Annotated in this window: 26 protein-coding genes; 9 read left to right on the top strand and 17 right to left on the bottom strand. The window is 57.8% G+C overall.

The window, feature by feature from the left end:
- Positions 1-7 precede the first annotated feature (7 nt).
- The 13 genes from KHQ24_RS16235 to KHQ24_RS16175 form a co-directional block, all read right to left on the bottom strand.
- On the bottom strand, positions 8-1,477 hold the full coding sequence (locus tag KHQ24_RS16235) for an aldehyde dehydrogenase (protein WP_004205148.1): 1,470 nt from the start codon (positions 1,475-1,477) through the stop codon (positions 8-10).
- A 15-nt stretch (positions 1,478-1,492) separates the two neighbouring features.
- Positions 1,493-2,257, bottom strand: a complete 765-nt coding sequence (locus tag KHQ24_RS16230) for an aspartate dehydrogenase (RefSeq protein ID WP_017899778.1) — start codon at positions 2,255-2,257, stop codon at positions 1,493-1,495.
- A gap of 9 nt (positions 2,258-2,266) precedes the next feature.
- Entirely contained in the window at positions 2,267-3,061 is a 795-nt protein-coding gene (locus KHQ24_RS16225; protein ID WP_194007119.1) for an SDR family oxidoreductase, read from the bottom strand.
- A complete protein-coding gene (locus KHQ24_RS16220; RefSeq protein WP_064150872.1) occupies positions 3,045-3,815 on the bottom strand; it encodes an alpha/beta fold hydrolase in 771 nt (256 codons plus the stop codon). Before KHQ24_RS16220 ends, KHQ24_RS16225 begins: the two co-directional genes overlap by 17 nt.
- 9 nt (positions 3,816-3,824) lie before the next feature.
- Positions 3,825-4,355 (bottom strand): cupin domain-containing protein, encoded by a 531-nt coding sequence (locus KHQ24_RS16215; RefSeq protein WP_025999198.1) that lies wholly within the window; start codon positions 4,353-4,355, stop codon positions 3,825-3,827.
- A 10-nt stretch (positions 4,356-4,365) separates the two neighbouring features.
- Positions 4,366-5,622 (bottom strand): MFS transporter, encoded by a 1,257-nt coding sequence (locus KHQ24_RS16210; RefSeq protein WP_004205154.1) that lies wholly within the window; start codon positions 5,620-5,622, stop codon positions 4,366-4,368.
- A 26-nt stretch (positions 5,623-5,648) separates the two neighbouring features.
- Positions 5,649-6,845 carry an NAD(P)/FAD-dependent oxidoreductase gene (locus tag KHQ24_RS16205; RefSeq protein WP_064795031.1) on the bottom strand — a complete coding sequence of 399 codons (1,197 nt, stop codon included), beginning with the start codon at positions 6,843-6,845 and terminating at the stop codon, positions 5,649-5,651.
- Positions 6,842-7,768 (bottom strand): VOC family protein, encoded by a 927-nt coding sequence (locus KHQ24_RS16200; RefSeq protein ID WP_064178210.1) that lies wholly within the window; start codon positions 7,766-7,768, stop codon positions 6,842-6,844. The genes KHQ24_RS16205 and KHQ24_RS16200 overlap by 4 nt, the downstream gene beginning before the upstream one ends.
- Positions 7,769-7,856: 88 nt before the next feature.
- Complete coding sequence (locus tag KHQ24_RS16195; RefSeq protein WP_004205158.1) at positions 7,857-8,645, bottom strand: IclR family transcriptional regulator; 789 nt, start codon at positions 8,643-8,645, stop codon at positions 7,857-7,859.
- 13 nt (positions 8,646-8,658) lie between these two features.
- On the bottom strand, positions 8,659-9,408 hold the full coding sequence (locus tag KHQ24_RS16190) for an SDR family oxidoreductase (protein ID WP_057212961.1): 750 nt from the start codon (positions 9,406-9,408) through the stop codon (positions 8,659-8,661).
- The gene (locus tag KHQ24_RS16185) at positions 9,408-10,430 is read right to left on the bottom strand and encodes an aromatic ring-hydroxylating oxygenase subunit alpha (protein WP_211777354.1); all 1,023 of its coding nucleotides are present in this window, start codon (positions 10,428-10,430) and stop codon (positions 9,408-9,410) included. The genes KHQ24_RS16190 and KHQ24_RS16185 overlap by 1 nt, the downstream gene beginning before the upstream one ends.
- A gap of 10 nt (positions 10,431-10,440) precedes the next feature.
- Positions 10,441-10,749 carry a recombinase-like helix-turn-helix domain-containing protein gene (locus KHQ24_RS16180; RefSeq protein WP_004144765.1) on the bottom strand — a complete coding sequence of 103 codons (309 nt, stop codon included), beginning with the start codon at positions 10,747-10,749 and terminating at the stop codon, positions 10,441-10,443.
- A complete protein-coding gene (locus tag KHQ24_RS16175; RefSeq protein ID WP_004151769.1) occupies positions 10,746-11,069 on the bottom strand; it encodes a Rieske (2Fe-2S) protein in 324 nt (107 codons plus the stop codon). Before KHQ24_RS16175 ends, KHQ24_RS16180 begins: the two co-directional genes overlap by 4 nt.
- A 427-nt stretch (positions 11,070-11,496) precedes the next feature.
- Between KHQ24_RS16175 and KHQ24_RS16170 the strand changes: the two genes are divergently transcribed.
- A complete protein-coding gene (locus KHQ24_RS16170) occupies positions 11,497-12,717 on the top strand; it encodes an MFS transporter (RefSeq protein ID WP_049004127.1) in 1,221 nt (406 codons plus the stop codon).
- Positions 12,718-12,844: 127 nt separating this feature from the next.
- On the opposite strand, the gene speB is transcribed toward KHQ24_RS16170, so the two are convergent.
- The 3 genes from speB to yqgB all read right to left on the bottom strand — a co-directional run bounded on the left by speB (position 12,845) and on the right by yqgB (position 16,115).
- Positions 12,845-13,765 (bottom strand): agmatinase, encoded by a 921-nt coding sequence (gene speB, locus KHQ24_RS16165; RefSeq protein ID WP_004205166.1) that lies wholly within the window; start codon positions 13,763-13,765, stop codon positions 12,845-12,847.
- A 233-nt stretch (positions 13,766-13,998) separates the two neighbouring features.
- On the bottom strand, positions 13,999-15,975 hold the full coding sequence (gene speA, locus KHQ24_RS16160) for a biosynthetic arginine decarboxylase (RefSeq protein WP_004205167.1): 1,977 nt from the start codon (positions 15,973-15,975) through the stop codon (positions 13,999-14,001).
- 8 nt (positions 15,976-15,983) lie between these two features.
- The gene (gene yqgB / locus KHQ24_RS16155) at positions 15,984-16,115 is read right to left on the bottom strand and encodes an acid stress response protein YqgB (protein WP_002916578.1); all 132 of its coding nucleotides are present in this window, start codon (positions 16,113-16,115) and stop codon (positions 15,984-15,986) included.
- 701 nt (positions 16,116-16,816) lie between these two features.
- On the opposite strand from yqgB, the gene metK reads away from it, so the two are divergent.
- The 8 genes from metK (at position 16,817) to ruvX (ending at position 24,074) form a co-directional block, all read left to right on the top strand.
- Positions 16,817-17,971, top strand: a complete 1,155-nt coding sequence (gene metK / locus KHQ24_RS16145; RefSeq protein ID WP_064150875.1) for a methionine adenosyltransferase — start codon at positions 16,817-16,819, stop codon at positions 17,969-17,971.
- Between the two features lie 380 nt (positions 17,972-18,351).
- The gene (locus KHQ24_RS16140; RefSeq protein ID WP_004205171.1) at positions 18,352-19,746 is read left to right on the top strand and encodes a sugar porter family MFS transporter; all 1,395 of its coding nucleotides are present in this window, start codon (positions 18,352-18,354) and stop codon (positions 19,744-19,746) included.
- A gap of 77 nt (positions 19,747-19,823) precedes the next feature.
- Entirely contained in the window at positions 19,824-20,324 is a 501-nt protein-coding gene (locus KHQ24_RS16135; protein ID WP_004205173.1) for a SprT family zinc-dependent metalloprotease, read from the top strand.
- A 94-nt stretch (positions 20,325-20,418) separates the two neighbouring features.
- On the top strand, positions 20,419-21,126 hold the full coding sequence (gene endA, locus KHQ24_RS16130) for a deoxyribonuclease I (protein WP_004205174.1): 708 nt from the start codon (positions 20,419-20,421) through the stop codon (positions 21,124-21,126).
- Between the two features lie 91 nt (positions 21,127-21,217).
- Positions 21,218-21,949: a 16S rRNA (uracil(1498)-N(3))-methyltransferase gene (rsmE, locus tag KHQ24_RS16125; RefSeq protein ID WP_049092316.1), complete on the top strand. Its 732-nt coding sequence runs from the start codon at positions 21,218-21,220 to the stop codon at positions 21,947-21,949.
- Between the two features lie 20 nt (positions 21,950-21,969).
- Complete coding sequence (gshB, locus tag KHQ24_RS16120; protein WP_004205176.1) at positions 21,970-22,920, top strand: glutathione synthase; 951 nt, start codon at positions 21,970-21,972, stop codon at positions 22,918-22,920.
- 174 nt (positions 22,921-23,094) lie between these two features.
- Positions 23,095-23,658, top strand: a complete 564-nt coding sequence (locus tag KHQ24_RS16115; protein ID WP_002916603.1) for a YqgE/AlgH family protein — start codon at positions 23,095-23,097, stop codon at positions 23,656-23,658.
- Positions 23,658-24,074, top strand: a complete 417-nt coding sequence (gene ruvX, locus KHQ24_RS16110; RefSeq protein WP_004205178.1) for a Holliday junction resolvase RuvX — start codon at positions 23,658-23,660, stop codon at positions 24,072-24,074. Before KHQ24_RS16115 ends, ruvX begins: the two co-directional genes overlap by 1 nt.
- Before the next feature lie 51 nt (positions 24,075-24,125).
- On the opposite strand, the gene KHQ24_RS16105 is transcribed toward ruvX, so the two are convergent.
- On the bottom strand, positions 24,126-24,779 hold the full coding sequence (locus KHQ24_RS16105; protein WP_004205179.1) for a LuxR family transcriptional regulator: 654 nt from the start codon (positions 24,777-24,779) through the stop codon (positions 24,126-24,128).
- Positions 24,780-25,039: the final 260 nt, after the last annotated feature.

The following is a 25,039-nucleotide window of genomic DNA, read 5'->3' as shown; positions in this document are numbered from 1 at the left end:
CCCTTTCTCAGTCGCACCAGTGGTTGACGCTATTACCCGTCGCCAGATAAATGCTCTTTTGCTGCATCCAGGCCTTCAGCCCCTGGATCCCTTTTTCGCGGCCCAGACCGCTCTCTTTAAAGCCCCCAAACGGGGTCGAAATGGAGAAAACTTTGTAGGTGTTGATCCACACCGTACCGGCTTCCAGCTGCTCGCTCAGACGCAGCGCGCGGCCGGTATCGCGCGTCCAGATCCCCGCCGCCAGCCCAAAGACCGAATCATTGGCCTCACGGATTAACGCCGCTTCATCGCGAAAACGCATCGCCACCAGTACCGGCCCGAAGATCTCTTCCTGGCAAACGCGGGCCTGATTGTTCAGCCCTTCAATGATGGTCGGCAGGAAATAGCTGCCTGCCGCCAGTGCCGGATCCGCCGGGATCTCGCCGCCGCATAGCACCCTGCCGCCTTCGCGTTTCGCCAGCTCGACGTACTCCTGCACGCTCTGGCGGTGTTTATCGTTGATCAGCGGCCCGACGTGGGTGCCAGCGTTGAACGGGTGACCAACCCGCAGCCCTTGGGTTAACTCCAGCAGGCGGGCCATTAATTGCGGGTACACTCTGTCATGAACAAACAGCCGCGAGCCGGCAATACAGGCCTGGCCGCCGGAGCTGAAAATGCCGTAGCAGATGCCCCGCGCCGCCTGTTCGATATCGGCATCTTCCAGCACGATGGTCGGTGATTTGCCGCCCAGCTCCAGCGACGCCGGGATCAGTTTTTCCGCCGCCACATGCGCCAGGTGACGTCCGGTGGTGGTGCCGCCGGTAAAGGAAATTTTGCGCACCTTAGGATGGCGGGCCAGCGCATCGCCGATAATCGATCCTTTACCCGGCAGCACGCTCAGCAGTCCGGCGGGTAAACCGGCCTGCTCAAAGATCTTCGCCAGCTCCAGCGCCATCAGCGGCGTGGCTTCCGCCGGTTTGAGGATCACCGCATTTCCGGCGGCGATCGCCGGGGCCACCTTCTGCATTTCGCTGGCGATCGGCGAGTTCCACGGGGTGATCGCCGCCACCACGCCCAGCGGCTCATAGCGGCTCAGGGTCAATAGATCCGCCTGCCGCGGCGTCGGCAGCTCGCCCTCCAGCAGTTCACAGGCGGCGGCAAAATAGCGCGCCGTCCCCGCCGCGCTCATCACCAGTCCCCGCGCCTCCGCCAGCGGCTTACCGTTATCGCGGCTCTGCTTTTGGCTTAACTCATCAAGTTGCACCTCTATCAGTTCCGCGACCTTATGCAGGATCTTCGCCCGCTGATGCGGCAGCATCGCCCGCCACGTTGGCTCCCGCCAGGCGCGGTCGGCACAGTCGATCGCCTCCTGCAGATCATCGAGGCTTGCCGCATGCAGCGCCGCGTTAATAGCGCCATCCGCCGGAAACTGGCTGTGCATCAAATTGCCGCCGCCGCGACGCCACTGGCCGCCGATAAAAATGTCTAATTCGTCCATCTCAGCCTCTCTGCGTTATGCCAGTTCACGGCAGGCGCGTACCGCGCTCAGTGCCGCGAGGGTCGATGTTTTCGGATTGCTGGCGAGCGGCAGGCCGCTCAGCTCCAGGTGAAACTCGCCGAACAATCCTTCGGCGTGTAGCGTATGGGTGTTGCGTTGCGTAGCCGGATCGACCATCAGCTGTACCCGGGTCGCGTCAAGGCCGATACCGCCCAGCGCGATGGTTGCCGCCACGTTGGCATTCGCAGGGAATAACCGGGCCGCCTCGCGGGCGCTGCCCTCAAAGAAAATCTGCGCTTCATTGACCGCGCTGAGGTCGATAAGCTGTTCAGCATAGCTACCGCGCCAACTGGCCGGGCTTTTACGCGACCGATAGGTCACTCGTTCAAGCCCCCCCTCTTTCGCCGCCGCCAGGCCATCTATTCCGGCCACCGCGCCAGCCAGCAGCGTCAGCTTGCCACCCGCCTGGCGTAAACGCTGTTCCAGTTCGCTGTCCGCCAACGCACCGGTCGAGATCACCGCCAGATGCCAGCCGCGCGCCAGCACCGCTTCGCCGTACTGCGCGACCGCCTGCTGACTGGCGCATTCCAGCACCAGATCCGGCGTCCCACCGCATTGCAGCGGATCGGTAAGCGGCGTCACCGTTTGACCAAACTGCAGGCAGATCGCTGCGTGATGCGATTCGCGCGCCACGATCCACTCCACCCTCACCTGCGGCGGCAGGCGTTCAATCACCGCCTGGGCCATCGCGCCATAGCCAATTAACATGACCTTTTTCATCATCTTTCCTTACAGATGGCGACAGAAACCGCCGGAAACGTCCAGCGCCGCGCCGGTGGTAAAGGAGGCCAGCGGCGAAGCGAGGAATAGCAGCGCTTGCGCTGGCTCCTGCGGCTTACCGAGACGCGCCATCGGGATCCCCCGCTTACGGGCGATATCGGCGGTCCACTGCTGCCAACTCTGGCTCTTATCGCTTCGGCTCTCAAAACGGCGCTGCCACTGCCCGGACTCCACCATCCCCAGCAGAATGGAATTCACTCGAATGCCTTTATCCACCAGCTCTTTCGAAAGAGTCAGCGTCATATTGAGCAGCGCGGCGCGGGCGGCAGAGGTGGCGATCATGTGCTCTTCCGGCTGTAACGCCAGCAGCGAGTTCACACAGGTAATCGAGGCGATATCCGACGCCTCAAGCAGCGACTGAAAGGCCTTTACCGGGTTAATCACGCCGAACAGTTTCAGTTCGGCTTCGTGCAGCCAGGCCTCGCGTGGCGTATCGGCGAAGTGGGCGACATAGCCCTGGCCGGCGTTATTAATCAGCATATCGACGCCGCCGAAACGCGCGGCGACCGCGGCGGCGAACACCTCAACTTCCGCTTCGTTCAGTACGTCACAGCGCCAGGAGAACACCTCGCCTTCTGGATATTCGTTTTGCAGTGCTGCATAGGCGCTGGCCAGACGATCCGGGTTGCGGCCGCAAAAGGCGACCTTCGCCCCTTCGCCTAGCAACAGGCGCAGCGTTTCAAAGCCGATTCCTGACGAACCGCCGGTGACTACCGCGACGCGTCCTTCAATTTGTGCATTCATCGCGCACCTCTTCCCCTATGCGTAAAAGCTGTTGATTAAAAAAGATTTCGTTATCGAGATAGCAGGCATGCCCAGCCTGCGGGATAGCGATGTAAGGAGCGCCGTAACGCAGCGCCACTCCCTGCACTAACTCCGGTTGGGTAATGGCATCCTGCTCGCCACACCACACGGAGAGACGACCGCGATAGTCGGCGAGCCAACGGTGAATGTCGTCATGAGCCAGCATCCAGGCCGCGGCGAGATAACCGTCGCGGCGTAGCCTGCGCATCCCCGCCGCCACCGTCGCCACATCAGCTTCGCGCGCGCCAGGGCGCAGAAGTTTTGCCGCTCGCCCCTGGGCCATCGCCTCGCCGCCTTGCGCTATCTGCTGCTGACGCCCTAGCCAGACGTTTTCCCGCTGTGCGACCTCCGCCTGACCGTAGCCCTGCGCGACGTCGGCCAGCACCAGATAAAGCACCCGCTGCGGATATTTCGCGGCGAAGGCAGCCGCCACCAACGCGCCCAGCGAATGGCCGACCAGTACGGTTTGTTCTACCCCGGCACGGTCCAGCATCAGCGCCAGCGCGTCAGCGTAATCGCCAGCATCCGCCGGCGCCGCCGCAAGCATCGGGCTTTCGCCATAACCGGGCATATCCCAGGCCAGGACGCGGTAGCCGGGCAGCGCCATCTGTTTATGCCAGGAGGCTGCGCCGGAACTGATGCCGTGCAGCAGCGTCAGCGGTACCCCGCATCCTTGTTCACGAAAACCCGTCATCATCGCTCCTTAGTTACGCTTCACTTTTGACAGCGGATGATCTTCCGGATAAGTCGGAACATGCGGTTTCGGCGTGCCCAGCATCACGCACATCAGCGCCTCCTCTTCGCCGTGGTTAAACAAACCGCGGTAAATTCCAGGCGGCACCGAGATCAGATCGCGTTCGCGCAGTACCGTTTCGGTATAGTTGTCGCCATCCTGAATCATCAGGGTGATCTGCCCTTTGAGCATGAAGAACACCTCTTCTACGTCATCATGCAGATGCAGCGGGCCTTCACATTTGGACGGCAACACCATGGTGGAAAAGGTGAAGTGCTCCGCCGGAACGGTGTTGGTATCGCTGGCGACGCCGGTGGCGCCGGTGCCGATGTAGCGCATCTGCGCGCGGCGATATTTGGGGTCGAAATCGGCCTGGAATTTCAGCGCATTCCAGTCGTATTTACGGCCTTCGAAGCGCGCGATACGCGACTCCACCCACTCTTCCATCGTCAAATGGTCAGGTTTCAAACTCTGTTTTGCAGTTACGGTTGAATCAGTCATCGTTTTATCCTCAGTAACGTCTCAGCAGCGGCAGTAACAGGGCGCAGCCCACCGCCGCCATCACTGCCAGAAAAATCAGGCCGGAATCCATGCTATGGGTGAAGGCGATAAGCGCGCCCATCACCGCCGGCGATAGCGCCCCGGCAAAGTTTCCCAGCCCGTTGAAAATCCCCCCCGCCGTGGCGCTGACCCGTGGATGGGTCGCTTTAGCCAGTAGGGCGAAAATGTTCGGCGCGCCGGTGCCCCACATAAAGGTGCTAAAGCTCATCGCCGCGATTACCGGCAGCGGCGTGGTGAAATGCATCACTGCCGCCAGGCCAATACCCGCGCCTGCCAGGGAAATAAAGCAGGCGGCGGCGCGCCTATCGACGCGGTCGGACAGCCAGGCGCCGATAATTTCGCCTAGCAACATGGCGATAAACGGCATCGACGACAGCCAGCCGGCGTGTTCCAGATGAATGCCTTTACCTTTAATCAGGTAGCCCGGCAGCCAGCCGTTGATCCCCCACAGATAGGCGAGAAAGGCGATGTTGAAGATGCAGATCATCCAAAAATGCGGACTCACAAAGAGCTCGCGACGCGCGCTGCGGCGCGCTTCCTGCGAGGTTTTATCGCTGCTCGCTCTCGCCTCCAGTTGCACGCCGCGCAGCCCGATGCGCACAAAAATCAGCACCGGTACCGTCAGCATCGCCATCACGAAAAATGTGCTCTGCCAGCCGAAAGTATTAAGTAGCCAAATTGACAGCGGGAATCCCAACGCTGCGCCAACCGGCGTGCCGAGCAGCCACAGCATGGTGGCGCGGGCCTGTAGCCGCTGCGGGAAGGTGTGGCGCACCACGGCAAACGCCAGCGGGAACAGCGGCCCTTCGGCGATGCCCAACAGGACGCGTAGCATCACCATCAGCGCGTAGTTGTGGGTGAAACCCATGATCACCATCAGGATGCACCACACCACCATCATTCCAGTCAGCAGACGCAGCGGCGCAATCCGGTCGCCAAGGCCGCTTAATAACACTGACGAGAAGCCGTAACTCAGCAAAAAGGCGCTCATCAGAATGCCCAGCCGGGTGGTGTCGAAATCGATGCCCATCGCCTGCTGGAAGTGACTATCGGAAAACAGCGCGGCGATACTGATTTTGTCGAAAAAAGCCAGCAGCACGCAGGCCAGCAGGGACAGCGGAATGGCCCAACGAACTGCTTTTTCAGGCGTGCGGACGCCCTCGCCGCTCGCCTCTGCAGGCGCGGCGTTGGTCTCTAATGTGGTCATTTCTCCCCCTTAAGGGTTCGCGTTACTTATCGCAATGACATCAGCGAGAAAGTCGGGTCAGCGAGCGGGACGTTAGAGAGATCCCTTCCCGCCGCCATCCAGCGCTTCGCCAGCTTCACGATACGTGCATTATTGAAGGCCACCAGCTGAGTTAAGCGTCCATCGGCATTCAGGGAGAAGTAGATCGCGCCCTGCGGCTCGTCACGCACAATGGTGCGGCTGCCCGCCTGCGGGATCCCGAGGATCTGGATATTGCGATCGTATTGATCCGACCACAGCCAGGGCGCCTCGTCGTAGCCGCTGGCCTGCGGATCGAGCATCGCTTTCGCCGTTGCGATGGCCTGATTTTGCGCAAAGGCCCACGACTGAATGCACAAGCCGTACTGATGGTGCTGAGCGACATCGCCAGCGGCGAAAATCGCCGGATCGTTACTGCGCCCCTGGGCATTAACGACAATCCCGCGATCGACAGTGAGCCCGGCATCGCGCGCCAGTTCGAGATTCAGATCGACGCCGATCCCCACCACTACCGCATCGAAGGTTTCCCGCTGGCCGTCGCAGTGCAGAGTCGGCAGGCCGTTATCATCTTCCAGCTCCAGCGCGCCGCAGCCGCCGCGAATCTCAACGCCCTGCTGGCGATGTAGTTGCGCCAGCGCCTGCGAGACCTCCATACTGACCGAGCGCATGCACAGCGCCGGCTGCTGCTCGTAAAGGGTTACGGCCACGTCGCTTTTGCGCGCCGAGGCGGCGATTTCGAGGCCAATCCAGCCGCCGCCAACGATCGCCAGCCGCGTTGCCGATGCCAGCCGCTGCTTCAGACGCTGCGCGTCCTGCCAGTGGCGCAGGGTATAAACCTGCGGATGCTGCGCCCAGCCCTCGGACGGCAGTCGCGCCCGGCCGCCGGTGGCGATCAACAGTTGGTCATATGCCAGCGTTTCACCGTTGCTCAGCGCCACGGTTTTATTTTGCCGATCGATCGAATCCGCACGCAGCGGGCGATACCAGCGTAGGTTCAGCGCCTGCTGCGCCTCGGCGCTAAATAACCGCGGCAGCGCCGGTTCGGCCTCCAGCAACGCCGCCTTCGACAACGGCGGGCGCTCGTAAAAATCCCATTGCTCTTCGGCAACCACGCAAATCTCGCCGCTAAACCCTTCATCACGCAGCGTTTTCGCTGCCCAGCCGCCAGCCTGGCCGCCGCCGATAATGACTATCCGCGCCGTCATACCGCCTCCGGTTTTTTCTGCTGGCGACGGGTATCGTGATCGATACCGCCTTCCACCGCCCATTCGGTAAAGGACACGAGTGAATGCTCCAGCTCGCGCGGCTGCCAGTTTTCCGTCAGATAATCATCGTTGGTGTAGTACTCAAAAGCGCCGCCGGTCGGGCTGTTGACATACCAGAAGTAGGCCGAGGAGACCGGATGGCGACCTGGACCGATAAAAGTGCTCCACGCGTTTTTATTCATCGCAATGCCGCCGCCGATCACTTCATGAATATCCCGTACGGTAAACGCGACGTGGTTTAGCCCGCGCTTGCGGTTGGGCAACTGCAATAAGAAGAGGTTATGGTGGCCGCCGCGCACGCCGCAGCGCAGGAACACCGCGCGATTGATGTAACGGTCTGACACCTGGAAGCCGAGTACTTCGCGATAGAAACTTTCCACCGCCGCCAGCTCTTCAACAAAGAATACGACGTGGCCGACATTAATGGGCTGCGCGCGGTCGTATACCGGGCTCGGAGTGTCGATGCGACGCACATCGCCCCACTGGTTAATCGGCTCGACGTTCAGTTCCACCGCTGTTTGCTGGCTAACCTGCACCCGCAGCGTCATACCGTTAGGGTCACGACACTCCAGCGCGCCATCGATTTCACGGAAACCGGGCTGACGTTCCAGCTTCGGGCGCAGCGCATCCAGCGTCGCCCGATCCGCCACGCCCCAGGTCATGCGACGCAGGGTGTTGCCCGCCTCAAAAGCTGGCGGTAAGTCAGCGGCATCGGTTGGGTTAAGTTCGACCCGCGCGCCGCTAAGGGTGGCAAACGCGCGGCCGCTGGCGTCGGCGGTCAGGCCAAAATCGCGCATAAATTTGGCGCAGTGGTTCAGGTCGTCTACGCCAAATTCCAGCTTTTCAATTCCGGTAATACTCATTATTCGTCGCCTCTTTACCGTTCAGTCGCCCGAATTTGGGCGTAAGACATGCCCGACGCAATCAAGCGCCTGCTGTTAAGTTGTTGATTTAACTTGCCTGTGACAAATATCCGAGGAAGCCGGAAATTTTGTCCGCCGCCATACTGACGTCGTTCTGCAACCGCTCGCGATCGCTTTGCGGGATCTCGTCCGACGGCACCAGAATGCTGACGACCGCCGCCACCCGGCCGCTGCGGTCAAAGACCGGATAGACAATCGATGAGATGCCGTGGCGGTAGAACGATTCGCCAATCACGTAGCCGCGAGCTTTATCCTGCTGCACCATCTGCCACAGCGCTTCGCGGTCATGCAACTGGCCCGGCGTATTGCCCGGCAGCCGTTCATCCGGGAACAATTGTTCAAACTCGCTGCGAGAAACATCGGTCAGCAGCATGCGACCAAGCGAGGTGCAGTGCACCGGTAGCCGCGTTCCGACGCTGACCTGGTTGATACGCGAACCGGCGGCGCTGACGCGGGCGATGTAGATAATGTCGCGGCCGTCGCGGATCGCCAGATGGCTGCTGCACTGGCTGATATCGCGCAGTTGCTCGATGACCGGCTGACCCACCTGAGCGACATCCAGGGAGGCGATATATTCAAAGCCCAGACGCAGTACGTTCATGCCCAGCGAAAAGGTATTGGTGCGGGCGTTACGCTCGAGAAAGCCCATATATTCCAGCGTCTGCACCACGCGATAGGCGGTCGCTTTCGGCATATCCACCAGCCGATGCAGCTCGGCAAAGGTCAGATCGCGATGCTGTTCGCCAAACGCCAGCAGCAGTTGTAAACCGCGCTCCAGACCCGGTACCAGGTACTTCACTTCCTGATCGTTCGCCATACCGCCTCACTTGTTAGTTAAAGACAAAACCGCCGTTGACCGGGATCAGCTGGCCGGTGATAAAGCGCGAAAGATCGCTCAGCAGCCAGACCACGCTGCCGGTGACATCTTCCGGCTGCTGCGCGCCGCTGAGCGCGCGGCCGTTCTCATACAGCTGATGACGCTCGGCGGGAACGTATTCCGTGGCCTCAACGCGGGTCAGTCCCGGCGCGATGGCGTTGATACGGATCCGCTTTTCACCCAGTTCGCGGGCCATGGAACGGGTCATCGCAATCACCGCGCCCTTACTGGCGACATAGGCCATCAGCCGCGGCGCGCCCCACAGCGCGGTATCCGAAGCGACGTTGACGATCGCCGACCCTTCGCGCAGCAGCGGTACCGCCTCGCGGGTCACCAGCCAGGTGCCTTTGACATTGACCGTCATCACCCGATCCCACAGGTCCGGATCGTAATCGATCATATTTTTACCGCCGACGCCGGTGGCCATCGCCGCGTTATTGACTAAGCCATCGACAGGCCCCTGCGCACCGATGGCGCTGAAGACCTGCTCGATCGACGCTTGACTGGCAAGATCGATGGCGTGGGATTCGATCTGATAGCCCTTCTGCTGCAGGCGATGAGCGCTTTCCGCCAGCTCCCCCTGCAGGATGTCGCACATCACCACCGTCGCGCCCTGCGCGGCGCAGGCTTCGGCAAAGTGGTAGCCCAGGCCGCGCGCCGCGCCGGTGACGACAATACGTTTACCGTTTAGCAGGCCGTTCATCAGGCGGCACCCTGCTGCGCTTCGCGGAGCGCTAACTGCTCTTTCGCCGCTTTCTGCATCATGCGGCGCAGGCGGGACAAACCGACGTCATGTTGATAAAGGTATTCATGATCGCGGGCGTTCGGCGCCAGGCTCTCCAGCACCACGCGATCCTGCTCCAGTACTTCCCAGTGCAGTTTTTCCAGACGGTTGCGGTACATAAAGCGCCACAGATCGCGCTGCCAGCCCTGTACGCCGCGGATGCGCCAGAAGAAAACGCGGCAGTTGTCGTTATCTTCCGGAACCACCATGCCGACGATCCAGAAGTGGCCGCCCGGCCCGAAACGCTTTTTGTACGGAATAGACAGGCGCATCCAGTAGGCGCCGCTGTTGCCCAGTTCAACCCAGTCAAAGTTGACGCCGCTCTGCCCTTTTTTCTCGAAGATAAAGCCGGTTTTCGTCGGCTGCAGCACCATATCGGCTTTGCGATCGCCTTCCGCCATCGAGTGCGATGACGAGTGCAGATAGGTACCGTGCATCGGGTCCATCACGTTTTCCAGCGCGTACTGGTAGTTGCATTTCCACGCCGCGGTGCACAGGAAGTGACTGTATTTTTTGTGGTCGGCCAGCTCCTCCGGGAAGCTCAGTTCATCAGACTGCTGGTCGGCGGTGACGCCGAACCACAGGAAGATTGCCCCGTGCGCTTCCTGCACGTTGTAGCTGCGCACGCACTGCTGGCCGACCAGCGGGCAGCGGTCAACCGCCGGGACGTCTTTGACTTCGCCGTTGCCGGCGACTTCCACGCCGTGATACCAGCAGGCGATACGATCGCCTAAGTTCCAGCCCATCGACAGGCGCGCGCCGCGATGCGGGCAGCGGTCTTCCAGGGCCTGCACCTGACCGTCTTTATTCCGCCAGACCACGATCTGCTCGCCGAGACGGGTAATGCCTACCGGCGCAGACTGCACTTCCCAGCTCGCCAGCACCGGATACCACAGGCCGCGCAGTCCTTTATCAAGATAGTTTTGTACCGTTGTCGTCATCGCTGTGTCCTCAGTAGCCGTTAACCTGTAAAAATGCCTGGAAGCTGCTTTCGCTCCACGGTTCGCCCTGTTGGTCATGCATCCTGACGCCATTGAGGCCGTTCACCAGCTCACCGAGGCTTTCCGCGCCCTGCTCGAACAACGTTTCCAGGGTGGCGATAAGCTGCAGTTCCCAGTTTTCCGGCACCCGGCTGCGGGTTTGCCAGATCAGATTGTGATAGTCGCCGGGCTTATGGATATTGCCGTTTCCGCCTTCCGCCGGTGGCGTAAACTGGCGGCTTTCCGGTAGCGCCGGGTTGAAATCCAGGGATTCGCTCATGCCACGTTCTCCTCGATAAAGGTAATCTGGATCTGATTGTCGTATACCCGCACCGGGTAACGATTAAGGTTGCGACCGCCGGGGCCATGCAGGCACTGGCCGGTTTTCACGTCGAATACCGCCTCATGCAACGGGCATTCCACTTTGCCATCTTCGACAAAGCCCTGGCTCAGTAGCGCATAGGCGTGAGGACAAACGTCTTCCAGCGCGTAATATTCACCATCAATCAGATAAATGCCGATCTCCTTACCGTCGATATTGCCGCTATATGGAAAATCTTCTTGTACTTGCTCCGCGTCACATACGCCTATCCAGCTCATCGCAATCCTCCAGGCCGTTGTTTCATATATGAAACTGTGTTTCTTATTTAATACGACCAATATAAAAGCGGCGAATGTTTCGTCAAGCGTTAATGTGACGAACTTGTTAATGAATGGCTTTTAAATTAGCTAAGTGTGCAATTGATCACGAAAAACTGCATTCAGATGAAATGATGATATTTAAAGCGGTGATCCATTATAAATAAAAATTCCGATTTAAATTTCACATACGACTATTGACTTCTTTTCAAATCGATCATTAAAAATGGGCAGCAGCGGAAACCATGGTGTTTCACCCATGAAACAACTCTTTATTTAATCATTTAAAAACAATGAGTTTCACAGGTGAACCATTTTACTCACGTAACTATTTCTGGCGTTAAAAAATAATAACTGGCAATCATTAAATTAAGCGTGGAGACAACGAATGGCGGCAAGATGGCAAGGGGTAATAGCATTACTTTTGTTAATAATTATTTCCTACGTCGATCGGGTAAATATCTCGGTGATGATCCTTAACCCGGAATTCGCTGCCCATTTCCAGTTAAATGAAAACAGAATGTTACAAGGCATGCTAATGACATGCTTTCTTCTGGGTTATGGGTTTTCGGCATTATTATTAACACCAGTTATAGAAAGTAGATGGCATTATCGTCAGGGGCTGTTAATCAGCATTGTTATATGGGCGCTGGTGTGCGCCATTTCCCCATTACTCGGTTCACTGGTGGGAATGTTGATCGCGCGCATCGTGCTTGGCGTGGCGGAGGGACCGCTGTTTTCACTGAAAACACGCTTTATCAACGACAACTTTGCCGCCGATGAAATCGGCAAACCGAATGCGGTAACCGCCCTTGGCGTATCGTTGGGGCTAGCGGTAGGCTTCCCACTGGTCACCTGGCTGATGGCGCACGTTGGCTGGATCGGCTCCTTCTATGCGCTGGCGCTGATGAATCTCCTGCTCGGCGGCGGGTTAATCTGGCGGTTTCTCCCCGCGCCAAAAGTGACTGCACAGCGCGCGAAGCCTGGCTTTAGCCAAACTTTTGCCCTCGCCTGGCGTACGCCGCTGCTTGGCTGGATCCTGCTGATAGAAATTGCCACCCTCAGTTATCTGTGGGGGAGTAGCGCCTGGCTGCCAGCCTGGCTGCGCGATGAGCATCATTTCTCGCTACAGGCCACCGGCCTGCTGGCGGCTGTCCCCTTTCTGTTAAGCCTGGGCTCAAAGTTCCTTGGCGGCGTGCTCCTCGACAAAATGCGCCCGGAGCAGGCGCCGCTGTTGTTTATTATTGGCGGTCTACTCACCGCCGGTTCCGTGCTGGCGCTAATCCTCAGCGAACAGCCGGCGATGCTGGCGCTGTTTATGCTGGCGGCGAACGTGTTCTGGGGATTACAGGGGGCAGCGATCCCCGCGGTGGTTCAGCATCACGCCCCGCGCGAAGCGGTAGGCAGCGCCTATGGCATCATTAACGGCATTGGCAACATCTGCGCGGCGTTTATTCCGCTGCTGATGGGAGTGGTAATGAAATCAGTGGGATCGGTCAGTTCAGGTTTTTCCGTACTGGTGGCATCGCAGCTGATTACGCTGTGCGCCGGCGGCGCACTGCTGCTGCGTATGCGTCGCGCAGCAGCAGTAAACGCGTCTATACCCTAAATAAGTTGCAGGACAAAACGGCTAGCCGTTTTGAACAGCGCTTGCGCTGGCCCTGTAAGGACGAGGCCCAGGGATGGGCCGAGTTATTGCCCACGCCTATGCAACTTGAAATATGACGGGAACAGATTTATTCGCCCTTCTTCGCCGCCTGGATGTACAGCATCTCCAGCGCCAGAGTCGCCGCCGCCAGGGCGGTGATTTCGGACTGATCGTAGGCCGGGGCGACTTCCACCACGTCCATCCCGACGATGTTCAGATCCTTCAGGCCGCGCACCAGCTTGATCGCTCGGTCGGAAGTCAGCCCGCCGATCACCGGGGTACCGGTTCCTGGCGCAAACGCCGGATCCAGGCAGTCGATATCAAAGGTCAGGTACACCGGCATATCGCCAACGATCTGCTTCACCTGGGCAATCACGTCATCGACACTGCGGTCGTTAACCTGGCCCGCATCAAGCACGGTGAAACCGTTATCTTTATCGAATTCGGTGCGAATACCGATCTGTACGGAGTGGTTGGGATCGATAAGCCCTTCGTTCGGCGCGGTGTAGAACATGGTGCCGTGGTCGAACTCGCAGCCGTTGGCGTAGGTATCGGTGTGGGCATCGAAGTGCACCAGCGCCATTTTACCGAAGTGTTTGGCGTGGGCGCGCAGCAGCGGCAGCGTAACAAAGTGGTCGCCGCCAAAGGAGAGCATGCGCTTGCCGGCCGCCAGCAGCTTCTCGGCGTGGGCCTGCAGCTTCTCGCTCATTTCGCGCGCGTCGCCGAAGGCGTACACCAGATCCCCGCAGTCAACCACGTTCAGGCGTTCACGCATGTCGAAGTTCCACGGAAAACGATTGTGCTCCCAGGCGAGATTGGTGGACACCTGACGGATCGCCGCCGGGCCATGACGGCCGCCTGCGCGCCCGGAGGTCGCCATATCGAACGGTACGCCGGTGATGACCCAGTCAGCATCGCTGTCGTAAGGCATGAAATTCATTGGTAAACGCAGGAAGCCAAAGGCATTGGATACCAGGGAGTTATCGTATTGATGACCTAAAGTGCTCATGGATATGACCTCTTTTCACAGTCGTGGAACGTAAAAAATAAGTATAAAAAAACCCCTCCGCGTCGTTAGGCCCGACGAGGAAGGGTTTGATAGATAAATCGCTTATTGGCGTGAATTATCGCCGGTAATGCATACGGGTTCAAGTGAGTATCGCCGTCTGCCGGATGACGGCTTCGCCTTATGCGGCCGACATACGCAGGCCCGGTCAGCGCAGCGCCACCGGGCATCAGCGGCTACTCGTCTTCCAGATAAGTGTACCCGTACAAACCCGCCTCGAACTCTTCGAGGAATTGCTGCTGCAGCGCGTCGTCCAGGCCGGTGTTTTTCACCTGATCGCGGAACTGGGTCAGCAGCGTGTTTGGATCCAGCTGCACGTACTGCAGCATATCCGCCACGGTATCGCCCTCGTCGGACAGCTCAACCTCAACGCTGCCGTCAGGGAAGACAAACACGTCCACCGCCTCGGTATCCCCGAACAGGTTGTGCATGTTGCCAAGGATTTCCTGATAGGCGCCGACCATAAAGAAGCCCAGCATCGGCGGGTTCTCCGGGTCATATTCCGGCATCGGCATGGTGGTGGCGATCCCGTCGCCGTCCACGTAGTGATCGATGGCGCCGTCAGAGTCGCAGGTGATGTCCAGCAGCACCGCGCGGCGTTCCGGCGACTTGTTCAGCCCTTCCAGCGGCATCACCGGGAACAGCTGATCGATCCCCCACGCATCCGGCATCGACTGGAACAGCGAGAAGTTGACGTAGATTTTATCCGCCATGCGCTCCTGCAGCTCATCGATAATCGGACGATGAGCGCGGTTGCTCGGGTCGAGTTGCTTCTGCACTTCATGACACATGTTCAGATACAGCTGTTCTGCCCAGGCGCGCTCCTGCAGGTTGAAAGTGCCGGAGGAGTAGCCGATATGGATATCGTGCAGGTCCATCTGGCTGTCGTGCAGCCATTCGCGCAGCGAGCGGCGATTGCCGGTTTCGTGCATCTCCAGCCAGGTTTCCCACATGCTCTGCAGCGGACGCGCGGCGTCTTCCGCCGGCGGGGTCGCCTCGGTGTATTCGTTGCGCTCCACGCCGATGATATTGGAAACCAGCACGGTGTGGTGCGCGGTCACCGCGCGGCCGGACTCGGTGATGACCGTCGGGTGCGGCAGGCCGTTCTCTTCGCAGGCGTCGCCGATGGCCCAGATAATATTGTTAGCGTATTCGTTCAGGCCGTAGTTCACCGAGCAGTCGGACTGCGAGCGGGTTCCTTCGTAATCCACACCCAGGCCACCGCCAACGTCGAAGCACTGGATATTAACGCCCAGCTTATGCAACTCGACGTAGAAACGCGCCGATTCACGCACGCCGGTGGCGATATCGCGAATGTTGGCCATCTGCGAGCCGAGGTGGAAGTGCAGCAGTTGCAGACTGTCGAGGTGCCCTGCGGCACGCAGGATCTCCACCAGCTGCAGAACCTGGGTGGCCGCGAGACCGAACTTAGACTTCTCGCCGCCGGAGGACTGCCATTTACCGGACCCCTGCGAGGCCAGACGCGCACGCACGCCAAGGCGCGGCACCACGTTCAGGCGCTCGGCTTCTTCCAGCACGATGGCAATTTCCGACATCTTCTCGATGACCAGATAGACCTTGTGGCCCATCTTCTCGCCCACCAGCGCCAGACGGATGTATTCGCGGTCTTTATAACCGTTACAGACGATGACGCTGCGGGTCATCCCGGCGTGCGCCAGCACGGCCATCAGTTCCGCTTTCGAACCGGCTTCCAGACCCAGCGGCTCGCCGGAATGGATCAGCGATTCGATGACGCGACGATGCTGGTTCACCTTGATCGGGTAGACCAGGAAGTAATCGCCGTTATAGCCGTAGGATTCGCGCGCGCGCTTGAACGCGGCGTTGATTGAACGCAGGCGGTGCTGCAGGATCTGCGGGAAGCAGAACAGCGCCGGCAAGCGCTGCCCTTGCGCTTCGCGCGCTTTGACTAATTCAGCGAGATCAACGCGCGCTTCCGGGACGTCCGGATCCGGGCAAACGCTGATGTGGCCCAGTTCGTTGACGTCATAATAGTTATTGCCCCACCAGGCAATATTATAAGTACGCAGCATCTTGCTGGCTTCCTGGGAGCTCATCGCTACCTCCTGCATGGAACGTAGTACACCGTGTTCGCCTGCTGACGAAGGCGAAACCATAGACATGTCGTCAGACATAGCGAACCTCAATTTTTAATAATAAGTGTAAGACAGTTAACTACTATCGCAGTCCAAAGATGCGATAACAACCCATGAACAGTCCTAAAGCCCAGCACTATCTGCTGGTTTTGCGACTGCGCGACCGGTTTCTTATTCATATCATCGTAAAACACGTAGCCGAACAGAGTATGACAGTCCGGAGAAACCACGAGAAAACTCTTGCCTGGCAAGAGCGCCCTTGTTCAGTTTTCTGACGGCCGACCGGCCCTGGAATCCTGAGAAGCGCCGAGATGGGGTGAACATCGGCTGGTTTGCATGAGAGAGATGCAGGTTGCGGAGTGCTGACGCGCGACAGAACGACGCGACGAAACAAGCGAAAAACGTTGGTTCATTATCTGGTATCACCTCCACACCGCCCTGCGACAGGGTCGGCGACAAGCCAAAGCTATACATACCGGGCAACAAGCGCTATGCCGTTGCGAGATTCTGTAAATACAGACTGCTTAACCCGGCTGGAAGTGGCACCACAGGGCCATGCCCCGTGCGCTTTTTTAATGAGCCGCGCGCGGCGTTTTATACCGAGAAGCGGGGTAAAAAGCAAAATAAAAATGTGCCCGTTTGCGCGGTTGTCAGGAAATTTTGCCAGGCGAGTTTTTCGATAAATGCGACCGCCATCAAAAAAGGCTGGAAATAGGCTCAAGATTTGACCTAAAATGGCCGTCCAGAAGTTAATCCGTCTATACTGATTAACACTCAGACTGCTCGTGTCGCTACCTGCGCGGCTTTGCGCTGATTATCCACCAAAGCCACATTACACAACAGTATGAGCTATCCGAATCGTCCACAGGTGAAATAAAATATGGCAAAACACCTTTTTACGTCTGAGTCCGTATCAGAAGGGCATCCTGACAAAATTGCTGACCAAATCTCCGATGCCGTGCTGGATGCGATCCTCGAGCAGGATCCGAAAGCGCGTGTCGCATGTGAAACCTATGTCAAAACTGGCATGGTGCTGGTAGGCGGCGAAATCACCACCAGCGCATGGGTTGACATCGAAGAGATCACCCGCAACACCGTCCGCGAAATTGGCTACGTGCATTCCGATATGGGCTTTGACGCCAACTCGTGTGCCGTACTGAGCGCCATTGGTAAACAGTCTCCGGACATCAACCAGGGCGTTGACCGTGCCGATCCGCTGGAACAGGGCGCAGGCGACCAGGGGCTGATGTTTGGCTACGCCACCAACGAAACCGACGTGCTGATGCCGGCGCCGGTGACCTACGCTCACCGTCTGGTGCAGCGCCAGGCTGAAGTACGTAAAAACGGCACCCTGCCGTGGCTGCGTCCGGATGCGAAAAGCCAGGTGACCTTCCAGTATGACGACGGCAAAATCGTCGGCATCGACGCGGTGGTGCTGTCCACGCAGCACGCCGAAGATATCAACCAGAAATCGCTGCAGGAAGCGGTGATGGAAGAGATCATCAAACCGATTCTGCCGACCGAATGGCTGAGCGCGTCCACCAAATTCTTCATCAACCCGACCGGCCGTTTCGTCATCGGCGGCCCGATGGGCGATTGCGGTCTGACCGGTCGTAAGATCATCGTCGATACCTACGGCGGCATGGCTCGTCACGGCGGCGGCGCGTTCTCCGGTAAAGATCCGTCTAAAGTTGACCGTTCTGCAGCCTATGCGGCTCGCTATGTAGCGAAAAACATCGTTGCCGCAGGCCTGGCTGACCGTTGCGAAATTCAGGTTTCCTACGCCATCGGCGTTGCAGAGCCGACGTCCATCATGGTGGAAACCTTTGGTACTGAAAAAGTGCCTTCTGAACAGCTGACCCTGCTGGTGCGCGAGTTCTTCGACCTGCGTCCGTACGGCCTGATTCAGATGCTGGATCTGCTGCATCCGATCTACAAAGAAACCGCTGCCTACGGTCACTTTGGTCGCGAACATTTCCCTTGGGAAAAAACCGACAAAGCGGCCCTGCTGCGCGAAGCGGCCGGTCTGAAATAATCTCTCCGCTTCCTCTCTTTAAGGCCAGCCTCGCGCTGGCCTTTTTATTCCCTGACCTTCCCTGCCGAACCTTGCTTCAACGTAGCGCAACATCTCAATGAAAGCGATTACATTATGGTAATGGTCGATTGCTGCCTGCGTGCGTCATCTCATAGGGGTGTTTTTCACAATGTTACATATTGTTTCGGTTAACTCTGATTACCGTTTTTCAAATTGTCGACTATCCTTGTTTATATTGCTGATTTAAAAAGCATTTAATGCATTACGTTTCTTTACCTTTGTGGAAACGATTACACAGCCGTGATTATAATCACGTTTTTTTACCGACGAGTGTCCTACGCTAACCATCGACAGAATCAATAACTCAACTGGAGGGCGTTATGCCTGACAACAAAAAACAAGGGCGTTCAAACAAGACCATGACGTTCTTCGTCTGTTTCCTCGCCGCGCTGGCTGGCCTGCTGTTTGGCCTTGATATCGGTGTTATTGCGGGTGCCTTACCCTTTATTGCCAATGAGTTCCAGATTTCCGCCCACACTCAGGAGTGGGTGGTCAGCTCCATGATGTTCGGCGCCGCCGTCGGTGCGGTCGGCAGCGGCTGGCTCTCCTTCAAACTGGGCCGTAAAAAGAGCCTGATGATCGGCGCCATCCTCTTTGTCGCCGGCTCTCTGTTCTCCGCCGCCGCGCCAAACGTCGAGATCCTGCTGGTTTCCCGCGTGCTGCTGGGCCTGGCGGTAGGCGTCGCCTCATACACCGCGCCGCTGTATCTATCGGAAATCGCTCCGGAGAAAATTCGCGGCAGTATGATTTCCATGTACCAGCTGATGATCACCATCGGGATCCTTGGCGCTTACCTCTCCGACACCGCCTTTAGCTACAGCGGCGCATGGCGCTGGATGCTCGGCGTGATCATTATTCCGGCGGTATTGCTGCTGATCGGCGTTATCTTCCTGCCGGACAGCCCGCGCTGGTTCGCCGCCAAACGCCGCTTTGTCGATGCCGAGCGCGTGCTGCTGCGCCTGCGCGATACCAGCGCCGAAGCGAAACGCGAGCTCGACGAAATCCGCGAAAGCCTGAAGGTAAAACAGTCCGGCTGGTCGCTGTTTAAAGACAACAGCAACTTCCGCCGCGCGGTGTTCCTCGGCATTCTGCTGCAGGTAATGCAGCAGTTCACCGGGATGAACGTCATCATGTACTACGCGCCGAAGATCTTTGAGCTGGCAGGCTACGCCAACACCACCGAACAGATGTGGGGGACGGTCATTGTCGGTCTGACTAACGTGCTGGCCACCTTTATCGCCATCGGTCTGGTCGACCGCTGGGGCCGTAAACCGACGCTGATCCTTGGCTTTATCGTCATGGCAGCGGGTATGGGCGTCCTGGGCAGCATGATGCACATCGGTATTCACTCCTCAACCGCCCAGTACATCGCCGTCCTGATGCTGCTGATGTTTATCGTCGGTTTCGCCATGAGCGCCGGCCCGCTGATTTGGGTACTGTGTTCCGAAATCCAGCCGCTGAAAGGCCGCGACTTCGGTATCACCTGCTCAACGGCGACCAACTGGATTGCCAACATGATTGTCGGCGCCACCTTCCTGACCATGCTCAATTCGCTGGGCAGCGCCAACACCTTCTGGGTCTACGGCGGTCTGAACGTGCTGTTTATTCTGCTGACGCTGTGGCTGATCCCGGAAACCAAAAACGTCTCGCTGGAACATATCGAACGCAACCTGATGCAGGGTCGTCCGCTGCGCGAGATCGGCGCCCGCGATTAATCCGTCTGAGCTTCCTCCCCTTTCGGGAGGAAGCTTCCGCTTGCTCTCCCCCCTCCGCCGCACTATCCTCTGGTGCTATGAAAACACCCCGTATTCCCATCGCTATTCAGCAGGCCGTGATGCGCAGCCTGCGGGAGCATCTCGCCAAAGCGAACCTCAAGCTGGAACGCCGCTACGCAGAGCCGACGTTGGTCTACCAGCAGCGCGGTACCTCCGCCGGCACCGCCTGGCTGGAGAAAAACGAAATTCGTTTAAATCCGGTGCTGCTGCTGGAAAATCAGCAGGCGTTTATCGATGAAGTGGTGCCCCATGAGCTGGCGCACCTGCTGGTGTGGCAACACTTTGGCCGGGTAGCCCCGCACGGTAAAGAGTGGAAATGGATGATGGAGGGCGTGCTGGGCGTTCCCGCACGTCGCACCCATCGCTTTGAACTCGATTCAGTCCGCCAGAATACCTTCCCCTACCGCTGCCGCTGCCAGCAGCATCAGCTCACCGTCCGTCGCCATAACCGGGTGGTGCGCGGCGAAGCCACTTACCGCTGCGTGCGCTGCGGCGATCTGCTGGTGGCTGAAGAATAACCATTGGAATTAATTAGAAACTTTCTGATCTGACTGATTGCATCCGGCACCCTCATTCGCTACGTTGCGGGCTCGTTTTGACACGGAGTGAACGATGTCCCGTATGCATGTTTTAGCCGTTGCAGTATTGAGCACGGCAGTGAGTGGCCCGCTTGCGGCCGCAGAAATTACCAGTTTTTCCCAGGCCAAGGCCGCTGGCGTCAAAGTAAACGCCGACGTTCCCGGCGACTTTTACTGCGGCTGTAAAATTGCCTGGCAGGGTAAAAAAGGCGTTATCGATCTGGAATCTTGTGGCTATAAAGTGCGTAAAAATGAGAACCGCGCCAGCCGGGTTGAATGGGAACACGTGGTGCCGGCGTGGCAGTTCGGCCATCAGCGCCAGTGCTGGCAGGAGGGTGGTCGTAAAAACTGCGCCAAAGATCCTGAGTACCGCAAGATGGAAAGCGACATGCACAACCTGCAGCCGGCGGTGGGAGAAGTGAATGGCGATCGCGGCAACTTTATGTACAGCCAGTGGAACGGCGGTGAAGGCCAGTACGGCCAGTGCACCATGAAGGTCGATTTTAAAGATAAAATCGCTGAGCCCCCTGCCCGTGCCCGCGGCGCCATCGCCCGCACCTACTTCTATATGCGCGACCGCTACCAGTTAAATCTTTCCCGCCAGCAAACTCAGCTGTTTACCGCCTGGAACAAACAGTATCCGGTCACCGCCTGGGAATGTGAACGCGATGAGCGCATCGCGAAAGTGCAGGGCAACCATAATCCTTATGTCCAGCAGGCTTGCCAGGCGCAAAAGAGCTAACCTACACTAGCGGCAATTGTTAATTTGCAGCCCTGTGCTTCCCGCCTAATGGCGGGAAGCTGGCATCTGCGCAAAGAACGGAATATCAAGCATGCGCATTCCTCGCATCCATCATCCAGAACGCCTCATTGTCGGCAGCCTGATCGCGCTGAGCGATGACGCGGCCAACCACGTCGGGCGCGTTCTGCGCATGACCGCCGGTCAGCACCTTCAGCTATTCGACGGCAGTAACCAGGTGTTTGACGCCGTCATTACCGAGGCCGGTAAGAAAAACGTCACGGTTGAAGTCCTCAGTGGCGAACCCGACGATCGGGAATCGCCGCTGCATATCCATTTAGGCCAGGTGATGTCCCGCGGCGAAAAAATGGAATTCACCATCCAGAAATCGATCGAACTCGGAGTAAGCCTCATAACGCCACTGTTTTCCGAGCGCTGCGGCGTTAAACTGGACGCCGAACGTTTGCAGAAAAAGATCCAGCAGTGGCAGAAAATCGCTATTGCCGCCTGCGAACAGAGCGGTCGTAACGTGGTACCGGAAATTCGTCCGGCGATGCAGCTGGAGGAGTGGTGCGCCGAGCAGGACAGCGGGCTGAAGCTCAACCTGCACCCGCGCGCCAGCGCCAGCATTAACACGCTGCCGCTGCCGGTTGAACGCGTCCGTCTGCTGATTGGCCCGGAAGGCGGGCTGTCGGCTGAAGAGATAGCAATGACCGCGAAATACCAGTTTACTGATATCCTGTTGGGACCGCGCGTTCTGCGTACAGAGACTACTGCGCTCACCGCCATTACTGCCCTGCAGGTGCGTTTTGGCGACTTAGGTTGAGGCGTTAACGGAGAAGAACCATGATCAAGCTCGGCATCGTGATGGATCCCATCGCAACCATCAACATCAAGAAAGACACCAGCTTCGCTATGTTGCTGGAGGCGCAGCGTCGCGGCTATGAACTCCATTACATGGAGATGAACGACCTTTATTTGATCAACGGCGAGGCCCGCGCCCGGACGCGCACACTGAGCGTCGAACAGAACTACGACAAATGGTATGACTTTACCGGCGAGCAGGATCTGCCGCTGGCGGATCTTGACGTCATTCTGATGCGTAAGGATCCACCGTTCGATACCGAATTTATTTATGCGACCTATATTCTGGAACGAGCGGAAGAGAAAGGCACGCTTATCGTCAACAAGCCGCAGAGCCTGCGCGACTGTAACGAGAAGCTGTTCACCGCCTGGTTCTCCGAACTGACCCCGGAAACGCTGGTCACCCGCAATAAAGCCCAGCTTAAAGCCTTCTGGGAAAAACACGGCGATATCATCATGAAGCCGCTCGACGGCATGGGCGGCGCCTCTATTTTCCGCGTCAAAGCCGGCGATCCGAACCTCGGCGTGATCGCCGAGACGCTGACCGAGCTGGGCAGCCGCTACTGCATGGCGCAGAACTATCTGCCGGCCATTAAAGATGGCGACAAGCGCGTGCTGGTGGTGGATGGCGAGCCGGTACCTTACTGCCTGGCGCGCATTCCGCAGGGCGGCGAGACTCGTGGCAATCTGGCTGCCGGCGGCCGCGGCGAAGCCCGCCCGCTAACCGAAAGCGACTGGGATATCGCCCGCCGCGTCGGCCCGACGCTGAAGGCTAAAGGCCTGATTTTCGTTGGCCTGGATATCATTGGCGACCGTCTGACGGAAATTAACGTCACCAGCCCGACCTGCGTACGTGAGATCGAGGCCGCCTTCCCGGATATTTCGATCACCGGCATGCTGATGGACGCTATCGAAAGACGTCTCGCCCGATAAGCACTACGGCGGACGAACGTCCGCTCAGGGCACAGCGAGCGCGGATCGCCGCGCTGGCGAAACCCTTCCAGCCAGGCGCCGCTCGGGCGCCTGCCAGATAAAGTGCATCGACACCATTCTACTTTGCCCGCATACTGGGTGTTGCTTTTTGAACCAGGAACAGAACCTCTGACAATGAATTTACAGCATCACTTTCTGATTGCCATGCCTGCGCTTCAGGACCCCATTTTCCGCCGCTCCGTGGTCTATATCTGCGAGTATAACGACGAGGGTGCCATGGGCATTATTATCAATAAGCCGCTGGAAAATCTGCAGGTGGAAGGGATCCTTGAGAAGCTCAAAATTGTCCCGGAGCCGCGTAATCCGGAGATCCGCCTGGATAAACCGGTGATGCTGGGCGGCCCGCTGGCGGAAGACCGCGGCTTTATTTTACATACCCCGCCCTCTGACTTTTCCTCAAGCATCCGTATCTCGGATAACACGGTGATCACCACCTCGCGGGATGTCCTCGAAACCTTAGGCACCGACCGGCAACCGGGCAACGTGCTGGTTGCCCTGGGCTACTCTTCGTGGGAGAAAGGGCAGCTGGAGCAGGAGATTCTAGATAATGCCTGGCTTACCGCCCCGGCTGACCAGAATATTCTCTTCCGTACGCCCATCGCCGATCGCTGGCGCGAGGCGGCTAAACTGATTGGCATCGACATCGTGACGATGCCAGGCGTCGCGGGGCATGCATAATGAGCGGTACCTTTCTCGGCTTTGATTTCGGGACCAAAAGCATCGGTGTGGCGGTAGGGCAACGGATCACCGCAACCGCCCGGCCACTGCCGGCGCTGAAGGCGCAGGACGGTAAACCGGACTGGAATATCATCGAAAAATTGCTTAAGGAGTGGCAGCCTGAGGCGGTAATCGTCGGCCTGCCGCTGAATATGGACGGCACTGAGCAACCGCTGACCGCGCGCGCGCGTAATTTCGCCAATAAAATTCATGGCCGCTTTGGCGTCGCGATCCTTCTCCACGATGAACGTCTGAGTACGGTTGAGGCCCGGGCAGGCCTGTTCGAACATGGCGGCTATCGGGCGCTGAATAAAGGCAGCGTCGATTCGGCCTCTGCGGTGGTCATTCTGGAAAGCTACTTCGAGCAGAGCTTTTAAGCCCTGCTCTTCTGCGCCGCCGGCGAACCGCAGACGGCGCAGCTCCCCCGCCTAGTGGCGCAGATGTTCGTTAGCCCAGCTCACCGCCTGGGTGCGATTCTTAACGCTCAGCTTACGGAACACGTTATACAGGTGCGTCCGCACCGTGTTCTCACTGATAAACAGCGCGCGGGCAATATCGAGGTTGGTCGCGCCGCAGCGCAGTTCGTTGAGGATCTCGCATTCTCGTTCGGTCAGCGGCGAGTTCTCAACCGGCGCCGATGCATGGTCCGCAGCGTACATCGCCGGGTGCATCACGCTCAATTCAGCCGTCTGTTCGCCGTTCAGCACGGCCTTGACGCCCTCAATTAAGCGCGATTCATCATCGTCATGGCGGAACACGCCATATAAAGCCGGCCACTGCGCCATTTCGTATAACTCATACTTTTGTGCGCTATTAATAATCAACAAACGAGGGTTATCTGCCTGCAAGCGAATAATATCCCGCCATACCCCGTTTAATTTCTTATTTGACACTGCAATATCAAATAATATTACAGAATCTTTTGCCAGACGCTGCGCCAGCGGTTTATTAATATTTTGTAAAACCACCGGTGCCATCAGGGTTTCACTCAGATAGCTGGCAAAGGCTTTGCTTTGAATAGACGGGTGGGTAATAAAGGTTACCTGACGAGAAGATGATGAATTTCCATTTAAATTAATCACTTAAAACTCTCCTTAGCAGCTATCCACCGTCATGGTGGTTAAATGAATAAAAAAATATACAATCAGCCGTGAATTTATAAATAGCATTGGCAATTTACAAATTGAAACGTTATTCCATGAGAATCATCCTATTCCCGTAAACAGCATAAATCGAATGACTCAAAGCTGTCAAAAGGTAATCAAACTTTTTTCCTGGAAATGCGTATTCACTGCCGACATATCTCAACTGAATATCTTATTTGAATTTATTCACAAAGATT

This window comes from Klebsiella sp. 54 (genome assembly GCF_018223875.1).
Lineage (GTDB): Bacteria > Pseudomonadota > Gammaproteobacteria > Enterobacterales > Enterobacteriaceae > Klebsiella > Klebsiella quasipneumoniae.
This window is presented reverse-complemented; position numbering and strand designations above follow the sequence as displayed.